The following is a 14,746-nucleotide window of genomic DNA, read 5'->3' as shown; positions in this document are numbered from 1 at the left end:
CACCCCATTCAACTGAAACTCACTGAGAGAGTCACGCCATGTCTGTTATCAACACGAACGTCAAGTCATTGGTCTCGCAAAACGCGATGGTCAAAAACAACCGCAATTTGGCAGATGCCATGCAACAGCTGTCCACCGGAAAGCGCATCAACTCGGCCAAGGACGATGCGGCAGGTCTGGCGATTTCATCGCGCATGACCTCCCAAATCACCGGTTTGAACCAAGCAGTGCGCAACGGCAATGACGCGGTATCGATGTTGCAGACCACAGAAGGCGCGATGATCGAGATGACCAACATGCTGCAACGCATGCGTGAACTGGCCATTCAATCGTCTAACGACACCTACACCGCTGTGGACCGTGGCTACTTGGACCTGGAGTTTCAGCAGCTGAAGGCTGAAATCAACCGCATCACCGACGACACCGAGTGGAACGGCATGGGCTTCCTGGACGGGTCGGTCACCAACGACGACGGTACCGTCGGCAAGTTCGAGTTTCAGGTCGGTGCCAACGATGGCCAAATCATCACGCACACGATTTCTGACATGGGCTTTCGAGACGATGCACAAAGCTCATTTGTCACCACCACCCCCAATGCAGTAGGGGTTGAACAAGTATCAAAATTGACCTTGAGTGGCACCTACAAAGCCGGCGACCAAATTTCTTTCAAAGTCGATAGCGAGACTGTTAATTACACCGTGTTGGAAGAAGATGTGGCCGATGCCGACAATGCCACCAACCTGGAAGCCATCGCGGCCAAACTGCTGACCGCAGCTGGCACACCCATAGGCGATGTGGAAGTGACCGCATCCGACAATGTGTTGACCTTCACCGCCGGCACAGCGGGCACCGGCTTTGACACCAGCACATCAACCAACTTGGTCGACGCTGGCGCTTTGAAAAATCTGCGCTCGCTGACGATCCTGAACAACACCGACTCCAACGCCTCGATCAACCAGTTGGATGTGGCCATCGACCGCATCAACACCGAGCGCGCGGGCCTGGGTGCGGTGATCAACCGCCTGAACTACGCGGTGGACAACTTGGCCAACGTGTCGCTGAACACGTCTGAATCACGCAGCCGCATCATGGACGCAGACTACGCCAAGGCCAGCAGTGAATTGGCACGCACGCAGATCATCTCGCAAGCGGCCACCGCCATGTTGGCGCAAGCCAACCAGCAACCCCAAACCGTGCTGCAACTGCTGCAAGGCTAAGCCAGCGCAGTGCGCTGCACATGCCTGCAAACCTCTGTGGTTTGCAGGCATTTTTTTGCTCTGTTGACTGGGTTTTGGCACAGCTTTTGCACACTCTTTTTTCAGATTGCTGGTGTGCCGACAGAACGACGACTCTCTGACAGGGGGTGACCTCGAAGGGTTTGTTGAGACGGCCACTGGCATTGAACAGCCCCGCCGGAGACACGATGCAACCGCTTGCCCCACACCACACGACCGAGATGACCCGCCAATTTTTGAACGCCATGTGCGCGCAGGTGCACTTGCAGCTTGCCAAGCAAGGCATCACAGAACAAGCTCAACGGGCCTGTCAGGCTCAAGCCAATATTGACCTGGAAACCGCACTGGCACTGCTGCGTGACTGAACACCGAATGAACACCCCAACGGTCCCTTTGCAACGTGACCCCAACTGTTGGCAGTGCCGACATTTCGCGATCACCCACCTGCCAGCCGCACCCTACGCCTGCCGCGCCATGGGGTTTCAGTCGCGCCTGTTGCCTTCTATGGAAGTGCTGCGGGTTGACGGCCAGTTTTGCCTGGTCTTTCACGCCAAAGACACCGCCGCCTCACGCTGACCTCCCTACTGGCGACGCCGCCAACCTTCCGTTAAGCGCTGTCAATCTTTCGTCAAGTCATGTCAATTTTCCAATACTTTTAAAAATATTAAAGTATTCAATTTGTGATTTTTTAAACCTTTAAAAACGACAAATTTATCTGGCACAAGGGTTGCTTAGATCCTCACATCAGAACGTGAGGCCAATGTCGTGAAGTCAACCACCGTATCCACCCCTCTGGCCATTTGGCTGGACCCCGAAAGAGCACTGAGCCCTGAGCACAGCCAAGCCTTGCAGGACAGTGGCTGGGCCGTGATGCCTGTGACCACTTTGGACAGCTTGATCGCTCATGCCGCCGATGCGGCGATGGTGGTCTTGCACCTCACACTGGACGTGACACGGCTCAAGGCGGTTCAACAGCTTTTGCAAGACGCGGGCTTGAGCACTCCAGTGGTCTGCCGCGTGGACCGCCAAGAGCTGGACTTGGCTGTAGAAGCCACCCAAGCCGGCGCCCTCACCGTGCTGGCCGCGCAAGACATTCGCCCCGCCTCCTGGCAACGGCTGCAAAGCCAACTGAACCCCACCGCCATCCGCGCCACAGCGCAACCCGTGCGCAATGTGGTGTTTGTCGACCCCGCCAGCCAGCATCTGTTGGCATTGGCTCAAAAAGTGGCCCAGGCCGATGTGACCGCCCTCTTGGTCGGCCCCACCGGTTCGGGCAAAGAAGTGCTGGCCCGCGTACTGCACGAGGCCTCGGGCCGCGCACACGGCCCCTTCGTGGCCCTGAACTGCGCGGCCATGCCGGAAAACCTGATCGAAGACATGCTCTTCGGTCACGAAAAAGGCGCTTTCACCGGCGCCCACCGCGATCAAAAAGGCTTGTTCGAGCAGGCCCAGGGCGGCACCTTGTTCCTGGACGAAATCGGCGAGATGCCCATGCACTTGCAAAGCAAATTGCTGCGCGTGCTGCAAGAGCGCCAACTCACCCGCCTGGGCGGTCAAAACGTGATTGCCTTGAACGTGCGCATCGTGGCCGCGACCAACAAGGACCTGAAAAAAGCCATCACCGAACGCGAGTTCCGCGAAGACCTGTACTACCGCATTGCCACCTTCCGCATGCGCCTGCTGCCCCTGGCCGAGCGCCCAGGCGACATCATTCCTTTGGCCATGCAATGCCTGTTGCAACACGATAAAAAACCGTGGCAATTGCACCCTCAAGCACAGATGCAGCTGCTGCAATACCCCTGGCCTGGCAATGTGCGCGAGTTGGAAAACGTGATGCGCCGAGCCATGGTGCTGTGCACCGACCATGTGGTGACCCCTGCACACCTGATGTTTGACGACTGGCTGACCGCCAGCTCTTGCACCGCGGCATCCACACCTGAACCCGCCATGGTGGCAATGCCCGCGCGCAGCGAACCTGCGGCCCTGGCGGTCCCGGTCAAGCCGCAGGCCAACTTCGATGAATTCATGAACGAGGCCAAACAGCAGCTTGGTCTTCCAGAAACCTTGATGGCAGACCAGGCCGACAGCGTGCCCACCGACCTGCACAGCGCCACCCGCATGAACGAACACCAGGTGATCATGGCCACCTTGGCCAGCACCCCGAGCAAAACAGAAGCCGCCAAGCGTCTGGGCATCAGCCCACGCACGCTGCGCTACAAGTTGGCCCAATTGCGTGAGCATGGCCTGGGCTTGGCAGCCGCTTATTGATGGAGCATCACATGATCGACAAAGCCATCTCACCAGCCAGCATCCAATCCATGCTGCAAACCCTGCGCAGCCACCAGGCAGAAGCCTCGGGCAAAACATCGGGTCTGCCTGGCGCGACCGAGTTGAACGGCAGCGCAGGCGGTGTGCAGAAAACCGGTTTCTCCGATCTGGTCTCGGGTGCGCTCGGACAGGTCAACAACCTGCAAGTGCAATCTGCCGAAATGCGTGCAGCCTTTGACCGTGGCGAAAACATCGCGCTGACCGACGTGGTCCTGGGCATGCAGAAATCTTCTTTGGCTTTCGAAGCCACCTTGCAGGTGCGCAACAAAGTGCTCAAAGCCTACGAAGACATCTTGAACATGCCTGTCTGACCCCACTGAACTGAAAAAGAACAACCATGGCTGCAGCAATCGCAACAATGAACCCCGGCATGATGACCGCGCCCCCCGCGTCGGCCAATCCCCCGGCCACCGTGCCTGGCAATACCGCGGTCGCCAACGTGCCCGGTGCCAACGAGGCCCCCGCCAACGGCACAGGCCTGAGCCCCTGGCGCACACAGGGCATCTCGGAGTCGTTCTCCAAAGTCATCAACCAACCTTCGGTACGCCGGGTGTTGCCGTTGATCGTGATGCTGATCGTCTTGGTGGTCTTTGGTTTGACCTACGCCTGGATGAACGTCACCCCTTACCGTCCGGTGATGCCAGGCCTGCAAGAGGCCGACCAGCAAAAAGCTTTCGAGTCACTCAAGACCGCCGACTTCAGCCCCAAAATCGATCCGGCGACCGGTCAATTGACCGTGCCCAGCAACCGCTTTCATGAAGCCCGAATTTTTCTGGCCTCGCAAGGGTTGCCCAAAGCTGGCGCCACGGGCCTGGACGGCCTGAAAGAGCAATCGTCCATGACCACCAGCCAGTTCATGGAGCAAGTCAAAGTGAATGCAGCCATGGAGCAGGAACTGGCCCGCAGCATCATGCAAATTGGCAGCGTGCAAAGCGCACGCGTGCACTTGGCCACCCCCAAACAAAGCGTGTTCGTGCGCGACCGCACACCACCCAAAGCGTCTGTGGTGTTGGCGCCCTACCCCGGCCGCGCGGTGTCCGCCTCACAAGTGCAGGCCATCGTGCACCTCGTGTCGTCCAGCGTGCCGTATCTGGCACCTGACCATGTCACCGTGGTGGACAACGTGGGCAAGTTGATGACCGAGTCGGCCACCGAGCAAAAACTCGGCTTGACCTCGGCGCAAGAGCAGCACAAGCAACAAATGGAAGAGGTGTACCGCAGCCGCATCATGCAAATACTGGCGCCGATGGTGGGCGAGGCGAATGTGCGCTCACAGGTGAACCTGTCACTGGACTTCACCCAGATCGAAAGCACCACCGAAGACTTTGACAACCGCGACAAAGGCCCCCGCACCCGCTCCGAAGTGCTGGCAGAGGACCGCGCTGCCAACCGCTCCGCAGAGGGCATTCCGGGCGCTTTGACCAACACGCCTCCCGCAGATCCCACCACGACCAACAACACCCAGGTCGATGGCAACAAGGGCCAAGGCGAATCGGGCAGCAAACTCAGCAGCCGCTCCACACGCAACTTCGAGCTGGACCGCACTGTGCGCCACGTGCGCAATGCCACCGGCGGCATCATGAAAGTCAGTGTCGCCGTGGTGGTGAACGAGCGCCCTGCACCGCCCCCGGCCAAAGACGCGCCTGTGGTGCCCAATGCGCCCACCTCGGTGCCCTATACGCCGCAAGAGTTGGAGCAGATGCTGCAAGTCGTGCGCGGTGTTGTGGGATACGACCAGCAGCGTGGCGACAACGTCTCGGTCGTACCGGCCAAATTCGAGCCCGCAGCGGTGCTCGAAACCATGCCGTGGTACCTGGAAGATGCTGTGCAAACCGGCATCAAGAGCGCCTTGGTGGCCATCAGCTTCATCGTGTTCATGTTGACCGTGGTTCGCCCCATCATGCGCAACATGTACGCCAACAAGGCAGCTGATGAGCAGCAGGCCAAGGCCGCCTTGAGCGATGGCGAATTGAGCGAAGACGACATGCGCATGATCCAGATTGGCGAAGGCGACAGCCTGCAAGAGATCAAGGCCAAGCTCAAGCCCAAGAAATCGAGCATCTCCATGGACATGCTGGACACGGCCAACACCTACGACGACAAAGTGGCCCTCATCCGCATGCTGGTGGCCGAAGACTCAGGTCGTGTGGCCAACGTGCTCAAGGGCATGATCAAGGTCAACTAAAAAAACAAGGAACATAGACCATGGCCACCAAAAAACCCGACGACAAAGACACCAAAGACGGCAAAGAAGCTCCGGCGGCCCCTGCGGCCAACCTGCCCGTCGCGATGACCGAAGAATTGGCCAAAGAATTGGCCGAGCTCACCGGCACCCAAAGGGCCGCCGTGTTGATGCTTTTGCTCGGTGAACAACAAGCCTCAGAGATCATCCGTTTCATGAGTCCCAAAGAAGTTCAATCTTTGGGCGCAGCCATGGTGTCGGTGTCCGATTTGTCCCAAGAGGCGGTCAATATCGTGCTGGACGAGTTTGTCACCATGCTCAAAAAGCAGACCAGCCTGGGTCTGGGCACGGGCGACTATGTCGAGAAAGTGCTCAAACGCGCCTTGGGTGACGACAAGGCGGCCTCGGTGCTCAGCCGCATCATGCCGGGCCAAGGCAGCAAGGGGCTGGAAATCCTGAAATGGATGGACGCCCGCTCGATTGCAGAAATGATCCGCGGCGAACACCCCCAGGTGGTCGCCATCATTTTGTCGGTGCTGGAATACACCGTGGCTGCCGACGTGCTGAACTTCCTGCCCGGCGAATCGCGCCCTGAAATCATCCAGCGGATTGCCAGCCTGGAGACGGTGCAACCGTCGGCCATGGAAGAGCTGGAACAAATCATGATGAAGCAGTTCGCCACGAACTCCTCTTCCAAATCGTCCAGCTTTGGTGGCATCAAGGCGGCAGCGCAGATCATGAACTCGGTCAAGGTGGAACTCGAATCCTCGATCATGTCCGGCCTGTCCCAGATCGATGGGGATTTGATGCAACGCATCCAGGACAACATGTTCACCTTCGAGAACCTGGTCAGTGTGGACAACCGGGGCATCCAGGCCATCATGCGGACCGCAGAGCCCGACCTGCTCATGGTGGCACTCAAGGGTGCGCCCGACTACGTCAAAGACAAATTCCTGGACAACATGTCGGCGCGTGCACGCGTCATGTTTGTCGACGACATGGAGGCCAAAGGCCCGCTGCGCATCACCGAAGTGGAAGAGGCTCAAAAGAACGTCATGCGCCTGGCACGCAAGCTGTCGGATGCGGGCGAGCTGGTGCTGGCAGGAGGCGGCGATGGCTTCGTTTGACGGGCCGCAGGCGCCATCCGCCAGCGACTGGAGTGTTGACCCTTTGCTCAACAGCAAGGTACAGACCCCGCATTTTTTACGCACCCAATGGGACGAGGCTTCAGCCCAGTCCTTTGGGCCCTGGCGCCTCACGCCCAAAGCCGAGCCGACCGAGGGCTTGCTGCATGCTCCCGAGGCCGATCCGCCTCCAAGCGATGACCAAGCCGCCCAAGTCGATGAGCCCACACCGGCGCAAGACAGCCCAGTGCACAGCGCCTGGAGCGAGACGGCCTTGGCGCAAATGCGCGACGAGGCCTTCCAAAACGGTTTCATCGAAGGCCAAAACCAGCTGCGGGCGGAATACGACGCCGAACGCGCAAAAGAGCGTGAGTTGATCCGCCATTTGGGCATCGAGCTGCGCAGCATCAACCAAGACCCTCAGCGGTTTTTTGAGCCCCTCAAACGCCTGGCCCTGCATGTGGCCGAGCAATTGGTGCGTGCCGAACTGCAGCTGTCGGGCCAGGCTGTGAGCAATCTGATTGAGGCCTGCATTCAACAACTGGACCATCCGCCCGAGACGGTGAATGTGAGCGTCAACCCCGAAGACTTGAAACGCTTGCAGGCCATGGGCGAGTCGGCCACGCAACACCTGCAGTTGGAAGCCGATGCGCAATTGCGTCCAGGCAGCGTCCGTGTGCAGGTCAATGACACGGTGGTGCAAGACCTGATCGAGCACCGACTGGAGCCTTTGGCAAGGCGTCTGCTGACCCACCCAGAAACCTGGATGCAGCAATCGCAGTTGGTCAAAGAACGCGCCGAGGCCATGCCCGCCGACACCCCCAGCCGCGACTGGAGCCGCCAGGTGATCGACGTGGAAGATACCGAAATGAAACCCGCATCACCCACCGATGCCGACACACCATGATGAACTTTGACGCCGAAGTCAGCCAACTGGTGGGAGAGCTTCGCACGCCAGAGCCGCAACGCAGCGGCACCTTGGTGCGCCTGGTGGGCATGCGCCTGGAGACCCGCGGCCTGATGGCCCCGCTGGGCGCTTGCTGTGAGGTGGTGGGCCAGTTCGGCCACCGGGTCGAAGCCGAGGTGGTCGGTTTCAACGACGAAACCTTGTACCTGTTGCCCTTCACCGAGCCGCAAGGCATTGGCCCGGGTGCCAAGGTCAGCGTCATCAGCCACACTTCGCAAGTGGCCTTGGGACCAGCTTTGCTCGGCCGCGTGCTGGACGGCAGGGGCCAACCCCTGGACGGCAAACCCGCACCCGAGTGCACCGACATTTTGAGTTTGCAAGGGCGCCCCATCAACCCGATGGAGCGCGGTCCCATCCGGGAAATTCTGGATGTGGGTGTGAAGGCCATCAACGGCATGCTCACCATCGGCCGAGGCCAACGCCTGGGTCTGGTGGCCGGCTCAGGCGTGGGCAAAAGCGTGTTGCTGGGCATGATGACCCGCTTCACCGAAGCCGATGTGGTGGTGATTGGCCTGATTGGCGAGCGTGGACGCGAAGTGCAAGCCTTCATCGAAGAGTCCTTGGGTCCCGTCGGACTGGCCAAATCGGTGCTGATTGCCGCTCCGGCCAACGAATCTCCTGTGCTTCGCCTCAAAGCCACCCACATGACGCATGTGATCGCCGAGTACTTCAGAGACCAGGGCCAAAACGTGCTGATGCTGGTGGACAGCCTGACGCGTGTGGCCCATGCACAACGTGAAATTGGCCTGGCTGTGGGGGAGCCACCCACCGCCAAGGGCTATCCGCCCTCGGTATTTGCGCTTTTGCCCAACCTGATCGAACGTGCCGGCGTGGGCCGCCACGGGGTGGGCTCGATCACCGCCATCTACACCGTCTTGGCCGAAGGCGACGATGCCAACGACCCGATCGTGGACATCGCACGCGCCTCGCTCGATGGGCAGGTCATGCTCTCGCGCAAGCTCGCCGATGCCGCGCACTACCCGGCGATCGACCTGAACGGATCGATCTCGCGGGTAATGCAAAACCTGCTTTCCCCAGAAGACCAAAAACTGGCCAACCGCTTCCGGCGCCTGTGGTCTTTGTATCAACAGAACCAGGACTTGATCCAGGTGGGCGCCTACGAGGCGGGCAGCAACCCGGATTTGGACCAAGCCATCCGCTTGCGCGCGTCCATGGAGCATTTTTTACAACAAGATATGCACACCGGCCTGGACGTGGCGGCGACCCGCCATGAAGTGCAGGCCTTGATGTCGGCCTGAACACACCTAAGGTAACGCCCATGCGACAAGCGCGAAACTGTTGGCCCGCTCTGGTCAGAAAAGCCCAGGATGCGGTCAATGAAGCCCAAGCCGACATCACCCAGGCGCTGGCCCGGGTGGACCAGCTGCAAGCCAGCCACGCGCGGCTGTGCAGCTTGTACGACGAATACCGCTTGCAAGAGCAGCGCAGCACCGCCCCCGTCATGGGCATGCAAGCGAGCATGAACCAACGCCAGTTCATGGCCCAGTTGCTCACCTTGCAGCAGCGCGTGGCCACAGACTTGGCCAAAGCCAAAGCCACGCTCACGCAAATGCGCAGGAAAAGATTACTGGCAGAAGTGGAACTGCACAAAATGCAATCACTGGCCGAGCAAGACGCGAAAGAAGTGGCCAAAGATGTGCTGCGTTACGAACAAAGGCAGATGGACGAATTGGGCGTGCGAAGGTTCAATGCGAGCCCCATGCATTGAGGCAACCCCACCCTCAAGTCATAAATCGCATTCAAAAAACCACAAATTCAGGGTTTATTTTTGCGAATTTGCCGATTAATTGACCGAAAGGATGGACATTCGACAAATTCGTCAATACCCATCATATTTCGCTAGAATGTTACAAATTAAATCAGGAAGTATGGGTCATGTTGAAAAATTTCTCCGTTTCGCTTCGGCTTTTCCTTTTGGTCATTTGCATCAGTTTGGTGTCGGTCGTGGTAGGTCTCGTCGGCTTAAGGGGAATGACACAGGCCATCGCCAGTTTCAATTTCGTCAACACCGACCACCTGGTGCACTTGCGTGATTTGAAAATCATTTCAGACCAATACACCCTGAACGTCATCGACGGCAGCATGAAAGTGCGCTCACGCCAAATGTCCTGGGCCGATGCCCAGAAACGACTGGCACAGGCCCGTCAAATCGTCAAAGACAAATGGGCGGCTCACCCCACTGACGACTTTGTGGGTGAAGAAAAAAAACTGGTTAGCAAAATCGAAGCCTCGTTTGAGAAAGTCAATACCCTGCTGGACCAGCTCAATGCTTTGTACGACGAAGCCGATCGCGACGACCTCGCAAGCTTCACCGACAAGCAGCTTTATCCCGCGGTAGAAGAGTTGATTGAGCTGTTGTCTGAATTCATTGAAGCGCAATTGACCGAAGCCAACAGCGAATTCATCGCCGCCGAAGAGGCCTATGAATTCAACCGCAACCTGACCATCGGCATGATCCTTGCCGGCTTGTTGGGTGGTTTGTGGTTGGCTGTATCCATCATCCAGTCCATCACAAAACCCCTGTCCAAAGTCCAAGAGACAGTCGGCAACATCGAAAAAACGGGCAATTTTTCGCTGCGCATCGATGTCCAGCAGAACGACGAAGTCGGCCAGACCGCGAACGCCATCAACCGTTTGATCGTGTCTCAACAAGCTGCTGTGGGCGAGGTGAACCAAGTGGTCACGGCCTTGGCCAACGGCGACTTCAATCCGCGAATCCAGGCCGACCTCAAGGGTGATCTGGCCGACATGAAAACAGCCGTGAACACCTCTGCCGACGCCATCCAGAGCACCACGCGCAGCCTGATCCAGCTGATGACCGCCTTGGAAAACGGCCACTTTTCGACCCGCGTGCAGGCCGCCGCCAAAGGCGAATACAAATCGGCCATGTCGCAGGCCACCAATGCCATGCAAGCCTTGGAAACCATGCTGGGCGACGTCTCGGGCGTGCTTCAGCAAGTGGCCAACGGCAATCTGACACAGCGCGTGCGTGCACAAGGCAATGGCGAATTGGCCCAGCTCAAGGCCAACATCAACTTGTCGCTCGATGCTTTGTCACGTGCCATGAAGGCCATCAATGTCAACAGCCAGCAAGTGGCTGCTGCGGCCAATGAAACCAGTCAAGCCATCGGTCAAATTTCCGATGGCGCCCAAAATCAGACCCATGCGATTTCGCAGCTGGCCTCTGCTGTTCGACAGACCACCGATGCCGTGAGCGATGTGTCTCGCAACACCACGGTGGCGAGCCAGAAGTCCCAGGAGTCGATGAGCATCATGCGTGAAGGCATGAAGCAGATGGAGCAAATGGTCGAAGTGGTGAGCTCGATTGCGTCCAACTCCGAAAAGATCAACAAGATCACCGAGGTGATCGAAAAGATCGCCAACAAAACCAATTTGCTCTCCCTCAATGCGGCGATTGAAGCGGCGCGGGCCGGCGAACACGGCAAAGGTTTTTCTGTTGTGGCCGAAGAGGTGGGCAAATTGGCCGCCAACAGCGCCGAGAGTTCACAAGAAATTGCCCGACTGGTGCAAGAAGCCGTGGCAGAAACGCAGCGCGCTGTCGCCACCGTCAAACAGGTGAATCACGGCATGCACCAAATCGAGCAAGGCTCGGTCGAGACCGACAACATGCTGCAACGCATTTCCTCCGCCCTGGAGCAACAAAGCGCCGCAGTCGAGCAGATCAACTCCAACATCAACAGCCTGGATGCGATCGCGAGGAGCAACGCTGCAGCCTCTGAAGAAATCACCGCCACTGTGATGGAGCTGTCCAAAATTGCAGACGCCACACGTCATGAAGTCAACAAGTTCGAAATCAACTAACCCTGACGCTCGTCACACTGAAAAATATATGGCCCAAAAATCTCTTTTTCTCCTGTTGCCTTTGGCCCTGTCTTTTTGGGGCACCCATGCCCACGCCGGGCGGCCTCTTGCCGTCGATGACGCGAACGTGAATGACAAAGGCGCAGGTCACGTTGAGGTCTGGGTGGCGCGCGACAGCGACAAAATCAACACCTGGAATCTGGCGCCTGCGTTCGCCCCGATTGAAGGGGTCGAGATTGGTGTCAGCTACGCCAAAGCTCGCAAAACCGGAACAAGCGAGCAGGCCATTCAGGCCAAATGGCGCATCACACCCAGCCAGGAAAACGGCTGCAATGTGGCCAGCACACTGGGCACGGTTCATGAAAAGAATGTCGGCAGCAGTCCTTTTCTGGTCGGCATCATGACCTGCAACTCGGCGCTCGGCGCCATGCACGTCAACCTGACAAGACATCAACCCAAGGGCGAGAAAAACTACAGCAGCTGGGGTGTGGCTTTGGAGCGCTCCGTGGGCAGCGTCACGCCACACATCGAAGTCTTTGGGGACCAAGGCAGCAAACCGACTTTGCAAGTGGGCGTCAAAACTGAAATTGTCGAGGGCCTGCAACTGGATGCCACTGCAGGACGTGACCGTCAAAACAACGCGAACGTGTTCTCGCTGGGCTTCAAGTACTCTTTTTGAGCCAGCAGAAAATGGCGTTCACACCTTGTGACGTCGGCCTTTTGCACTTCACAACCCGCCCTCTTGGCGGGTTTTTTGTTGCCATAACCAGTCTACCCCCATGATTTCCCCTAAGGGGTCAAGTGCTGAGCTGACTCATAATGAAATGAGTGTCTCAAACACCCACTTTCATGACCATCATTGGAGCCATACATGACATCCCGACGTTCCGTTCTGACCCAAGGCGCTGCTCTCTTGGGCGCCACCTCCTCCGGCCTCTTGATCCCCCAAAGCGCACTCGCCCAGTCCGGCAAAATCCGCGTCGGCTTCATGCTGCCCTACACCGGCACGTTTGCCCAGCTGGGCGTGGCCATTGAGAACGGCGTGCGCATGGCCATCAACGAGCAAGGCGGCAAGCTCGGTGGCCGCGAGATCGAATGGTTCAAGGTGGACGACGAGTCCGAGCCTTCCAAAGCGATTGAAAACGCCAACAAACTGGTGCAGCGCGACAAGGTCGATGTGCTGATCGGCACCGTGCACTCGGGCGTACAAATGGGCATCCACCGCGTGGCCCGCGAGAGCGGCGTGATCAGCCTGATCCCCAACGCGGGCGTGCACGTCGCCACCCGCGCCCAGTGCGCCCCCAACGTGTTCCGCACCAGTTTTTCCAACAGCCAGCCCACCATGGCGCTGGGCGAAGCCATGGTCAAGCGCGGCCACAAAAAGGCGGTGTGGATCACCTGGAAATACGCCGCAGGCGACGAAGCCTTTGAGGGCTTCAAAGAGAGCTACACCAAAGCGGGCGGCACCATCGTCAAGGAGCTGGGCCTGCCCTTCCCCAACGTCGAGTTCCAGGCACTGCTGACCGAAATCGCCGCGCTCAAACCCGACGCCGTGGCCTGCTTCTTTGCGGGCGGTGGCGCAGCCAAGTTCCTGCGCGACTACGCCGCTGCAGGCCTGAAGGGCAAGATTCCGCTGTACGGCTCAGGCTTCCTGACCGAAGGCGTGCTCGATGCTGCAGGCCCCGCTGCAGACGGTGTGCTCACTGCCCTGCACTACGGCGATGGCATCGAGACCCCCCGCAACAAGACGTTTCGCCTGAACTACGCCAAGACCTTCAAGATGCAACCCGACGTCTATGCTGTGCAAGGCTACGACACCGGCTTGCTGCTGGTGCAAGGCGCCAACGCGGTGCAAGGCGATGTCAGCAAAAAGGCCGCGATGATCAAGGCCATGGAAGTGGCCGTGATCGACAGCCCACGCGGCAAGTGGACCATGAGCAAGGCCCATAACCCGGTGCAGGACATCTATCTGCGCGAAGTCTCGAACAAAGAGAACAAGGTCATCGGCATCGCTGCCAAGGCGTTGGCCGATTCTGGTGCGGGTTGCCGCATGTAAACTGCAGGCGACGGGTGCTGGGGCTTGCCCCAACACCTTTGCTTGCCAGCCGTGCCACGGCGGATTTCGGTCCGCCGTTTTCAATGGTGCGCATCCTCCGGGCTTCGGCCATCCTCCTCCATTCCAAGTGTGATCCCCGATGGACTTTGTGAATTTCTTGATCCAGCTGCTCAACAGCGTCCAGTACGGGCTGCTGCTGTTCATGCTGGCCGCTGGCCTGACGCTGATCTTCGGCATCATGGGTGTGGTTAACCTGGCGCACGGCAGCTTTTACATGCTCGGGGCTTACCTGGCGTGGTCCTTGGCCGCGCAGCTGGGCAGCTTCACGCTGGCCATCATCGTGGGCGCGGCCTTGTCCGTGGCTTTTGGTCTGCTCATTGAGCGTTTGCTGTTTCGCCACTTCTACCACCGTGACCACTTGGACCAAGTGCTGCTCACGTTTGGCCTGATTTACGTGTTTGAAGAGCTGCGCTCCATGATCTGGGGCGACGATGTGCACGGACTGCCCGTACCCGAATTGCTGGCCGCGTCCATCCCCCTGACCGAGAACCTCTCTTACCCGGTGTACCGCCTGTTCATGTCGGGCGTGTGCCTGGTGCTGGCCTTGGGCTTGTATTTGCTGATCTCCAAAACCCGTCTGGGCATGAAGATCCGTGCGGGTGCATTCAACCGCGAGATGACCGAGTCCTTGGGCATCAACATCAAACTCATCCACTCGGTGGTGTTTGCTTTGGGCATTGGCCTGGCCTCGATCGCGGGTATGATCGCCGCGCCTGTGTCGAGCGTCTACCCCAACATGGGCTCACAGGTCTTGATCATGTGCTTTGTGGTGGTGGTCATTGGCGGCATCGGCTCGGTGCGCGGCGCCTTGATCGCTGCTTTGCTGGTGGGTCTGGTCGACACTTTTGGCAAGGTGCTGCTGCCCCAGGCCTCGGGCATGCTGGTGTATGTGCTGATGGCCGCCGTGCTGCTCTACAAACCCGAAGGCCTGTTCAAGCAATGAAAAAGAGT

The 14,746-nt window shown here is 58.6% G+C and carries 14 protein-coding genes; all 14 read left to right on the top strand.

Annotated elements, in window-relative coordinates:
• The first annotated feature begins 38 nt into the window (after positions 1–38).
• The 14 genes from ACHEXL_RS04590 (at position 39) to ACHEXL_RS04525 (ending at position 14,738) form a co-directional block, all read left to right on the top strand.
• Positions 39–1,217: a flagellin gene (locus ACHEXL_RS04590; protein ID WP_416560844.1), complete on the top strand. Its 1,179-nt coding sequence runs from the start codon at positions 39–41 to the stop codon at positions 1,215–1,217.
• A 206-nt stretch (positions 1,218–1,423) separates the two neighbouring features.
• Positions 1,424–1,600: a hypothetical protein gene (locus ACHEXL_RS04585; protein ID WP_416560843.1), complete on the top strand. Its 177-nt coding sequence runs from the start codon at positions 1,424–1,426 to the stop codon at positions 1,598–1,600.
• Between the two features lie 7 nt (positions 1,601–1,607).
• Positions 1,608–1,811: a hypothetical protein gene (locus ACHEXL_RS04580; RefSeq protein WP_416560842.1), complete on the top strand. Its 204-nt coding sequence runs from the start codon at positions 1,608–1,610 to the stop codon at positions 1,809–1,811.
• A 189-nt stretch (positions 1,812–2,000) separates the two neighbouring features.
• Positions 2,001–3,503: a sigma-54 interaction domain-containing protein gene (locus ACHEXL_RS04575; protein ID WP_416560841.1), complete on the top strand. Its 1,503-nt coding sequence runs from the start codon at positions 2,001–2,003 to the stop codon at positions 3,501–3,503.
• Positions 3,504–3,514: 11 nt separating this feature from the next.
• Positions 3,515–3,874, top strand: coding sequence for a flagellar hook-basal body complex protein FliE (gene fliE / locus ACHEXL_RS04570; protein ID WP_416560840.1), 360 nt, complete (start codon positions 3,515–3,517; stop codon positions 3,872–3,874).
• 26 nt (positions 3,875–3,900) lie between these two features.
• Positions 3,901–5,748, top strand: coding sequence for a flagellar basal-body MS-ring/collar protein FliF (gene fliF / locus ACHEXL_RS04565; protein WP_416560839.1), 1,848 nt, complete (start codon positions 3,901–3,903; stop codon positions 5,746–5,748).
• 20 nt (positions 5,749–5,768) lie between these two features.
• A complete protein-coding gene (gene fliG, locus ACHEXL_RS04560) occupies positions 5,769–6,872 on the top strand; it encodes a flagellar motor switch protein FliG (protein ID WP_416560838.1) in 1,104 nt (367 codons plus the stop codon).
• Positions 6,859–7,776: a FliH/SctL family protein gene (locus ACHEXL_RS04555; protein WP_416560837.1), complete on the top strand. Its 918-nt coding sequence runs from the start codon at positions 6,859–6,861 to the stop codon at positions 7,774–7,776. Before fliG ends, ACHEXL_RS04555 begins: the two co-directional genes overlap by 14 nt.
• Positions 7,773–9,095, top strand: coding sequence for a FliI/YscN family ATPase (locus tag ACHEXL_RS04550; protein ID WP_416560836.1), 1,323 nt, complete (start codon positions 7,773–7,775; stop codon positions 9,093–9,095). Before ACHEXL_RS04555 ends, ACHEXL_RS04550 begins: the two co-directional genes overlap by 4 nt.
• A 20-nt stretch (positions 9,096–9,115) precedes the next feature.
• Positions 9,116–9,565 (top strand): flagellar export protein FliJ, encoded by a 450-nt coding sequence (gene fliJ, locus ACHEXL_RS04545; RefSeq protein ID WP_416560835.1) that lies wholly within the window; start codon positions 9,116–9,118, stop codon positions 9,563–9,565.
• A gap of 167 nt (positions 9,566–9,732) precedes the next feature.
• Complete coding sequence (locus ACHEXL_RS04540) at positions 9,733–11,679, top strand: HAMP domain-containing methyl-accepting chemotaxis protein (RefSeq protein WP_416560834.1); 1,947 nt, start codon at positions 9,733–9,735, stop codon at positions 11,677–11,679.
• 61 nt (positions 11,680–11,740) lie between these two features.
• Positions 11,741–12,358 (top strand): hypothetical protein, encoded by a 618-nt coding sequence (locus tag ACHEXL_RS04535; protein WP_416560833.1) that lies wholly within the window; start codon positions 11,741–11,743, stop codon positions 12,356–12,358.
• A 192-nt stretch (positions 12,359–12,550) separates the two neighbouring features.
• Complete coding sequence (locus tag ACHEXL_RS04530) at positions 12,551–13,735, top strand: ABC transporter substrate-binding protein (RefSeq protein ID WP_416560832.1); 1,185 nt, start codon at positions 12,551–12,553, stop codon at positions 13,733–13,735.
• A gap of 139 nt (positions 13,736–13,874) precedes the next feature.
• Complete coding sequence (locus ACHEXL_RS04525) at positions 13,875–14,738, top strand: branched-chain amino acid ABC transporter permease (protein ID WP_416560831.1); 864 nt, start codon at positions 13,875–13,877, stop codon at positions 14,736–14,738.
• Positions 14,739–14,746 lie beyond the last annotated feature (8 nt).

Origin of the sequence: Limnohabitans sp. YIMB22184, from assembly GCF_048020265.1 — a bacterium.
Classification (GTDB): domain Bacteria; phylum Pseudomonadota; class Gammaproteobacteria; order Burkholderiales; family Burkholderiaceae_C; genus Limnohabitans_A.
The sequence above is the reverse complement of the archived record's forward strand: the minus strand, read 5'-3'. Positions and strand labels throughout refer to the sequence as shown.

Coding starts and splice junctions, on each gene's coding strand:
- ACHEXL_RS04590 (WP_416560844.1), top strand. CDS start 39: ATGTCTGTTATCAACACGAACGTCAAGTCATTGGTCTCGCAAAACGCG.
- ACHEXL_RS04585 (WP_416560843.1), top strand. CDS start 1,424: ATGCAACCGCTTGCCCCACACCACACGACCGAGATGACCCGCCAATTT.
- ACHEXL_RS04580 (WP_416560842.1), top strand. CDS start 1,608: ATGAACACCCCAACGGTCCCTTTGCAACGTGACCCCAACTGTTGGCAG.
- fliE (WP_416560840.1), top strand. CDS start 3,515: ATGATCGACAAAGCCATCTCACCAGCCAGCATCCAATCCATGCTGCAA.
- fliF (WP_416560839.1), top strand. CDS start 3,901: ATGGCTGCAGCAATCGCAACAATGAACCCCGGCATGATGACCGCGCCC.
- fliG (WP_416560838.1), top strand. CDS start 5,769: ATGGCCACCAAAAAACCCGACGACAAAGACACCAAAGACGGCAAAGAA.
- ACHEXL_RS04555 (WP_416560837.1), top strand. CDS start 6,859: ATGGCTTCGTTTGACGGGCCGCAGGCGCCATCCGCCAGCGACTGGAGT.
- ACHEXL_RS04550 (WP_416560836.1), top strand. CDS start 7,773: ATGATGAACTTTGACGCCGAAGTCAGCCAACTGGTGGGAGAGCTTCGC.
- fliJ (WP_416560835.1), top strand. CDS start 9,116: ATGCGACAAGCGCGAAACTGTTGGCCCGCTCTGGTCAGAAAAGCCCAG.
- ACHEXL_RS04540 (WP_416560834.1), top strand. CDS start 9,733: ATGTTGAAAAATTTCTCCGTTTCGCTTCGGCTTTTCCTTTTGGTCATT.
- ACHEXL_RS04530 (WP_416560832.1), top strand. CDS start 12,551: ATGACATCCCGACGTTCCGTTCTGACCCAAGGCGCTGCTCTCTTGGGC.
- ACHEXL_RS04525 (WP_416560831.1), top strand. CDS start 13,875: ATGGACTTTGTGAATTTCTTGATCCAGCTGCTCAACAGCGTCCAGTAC.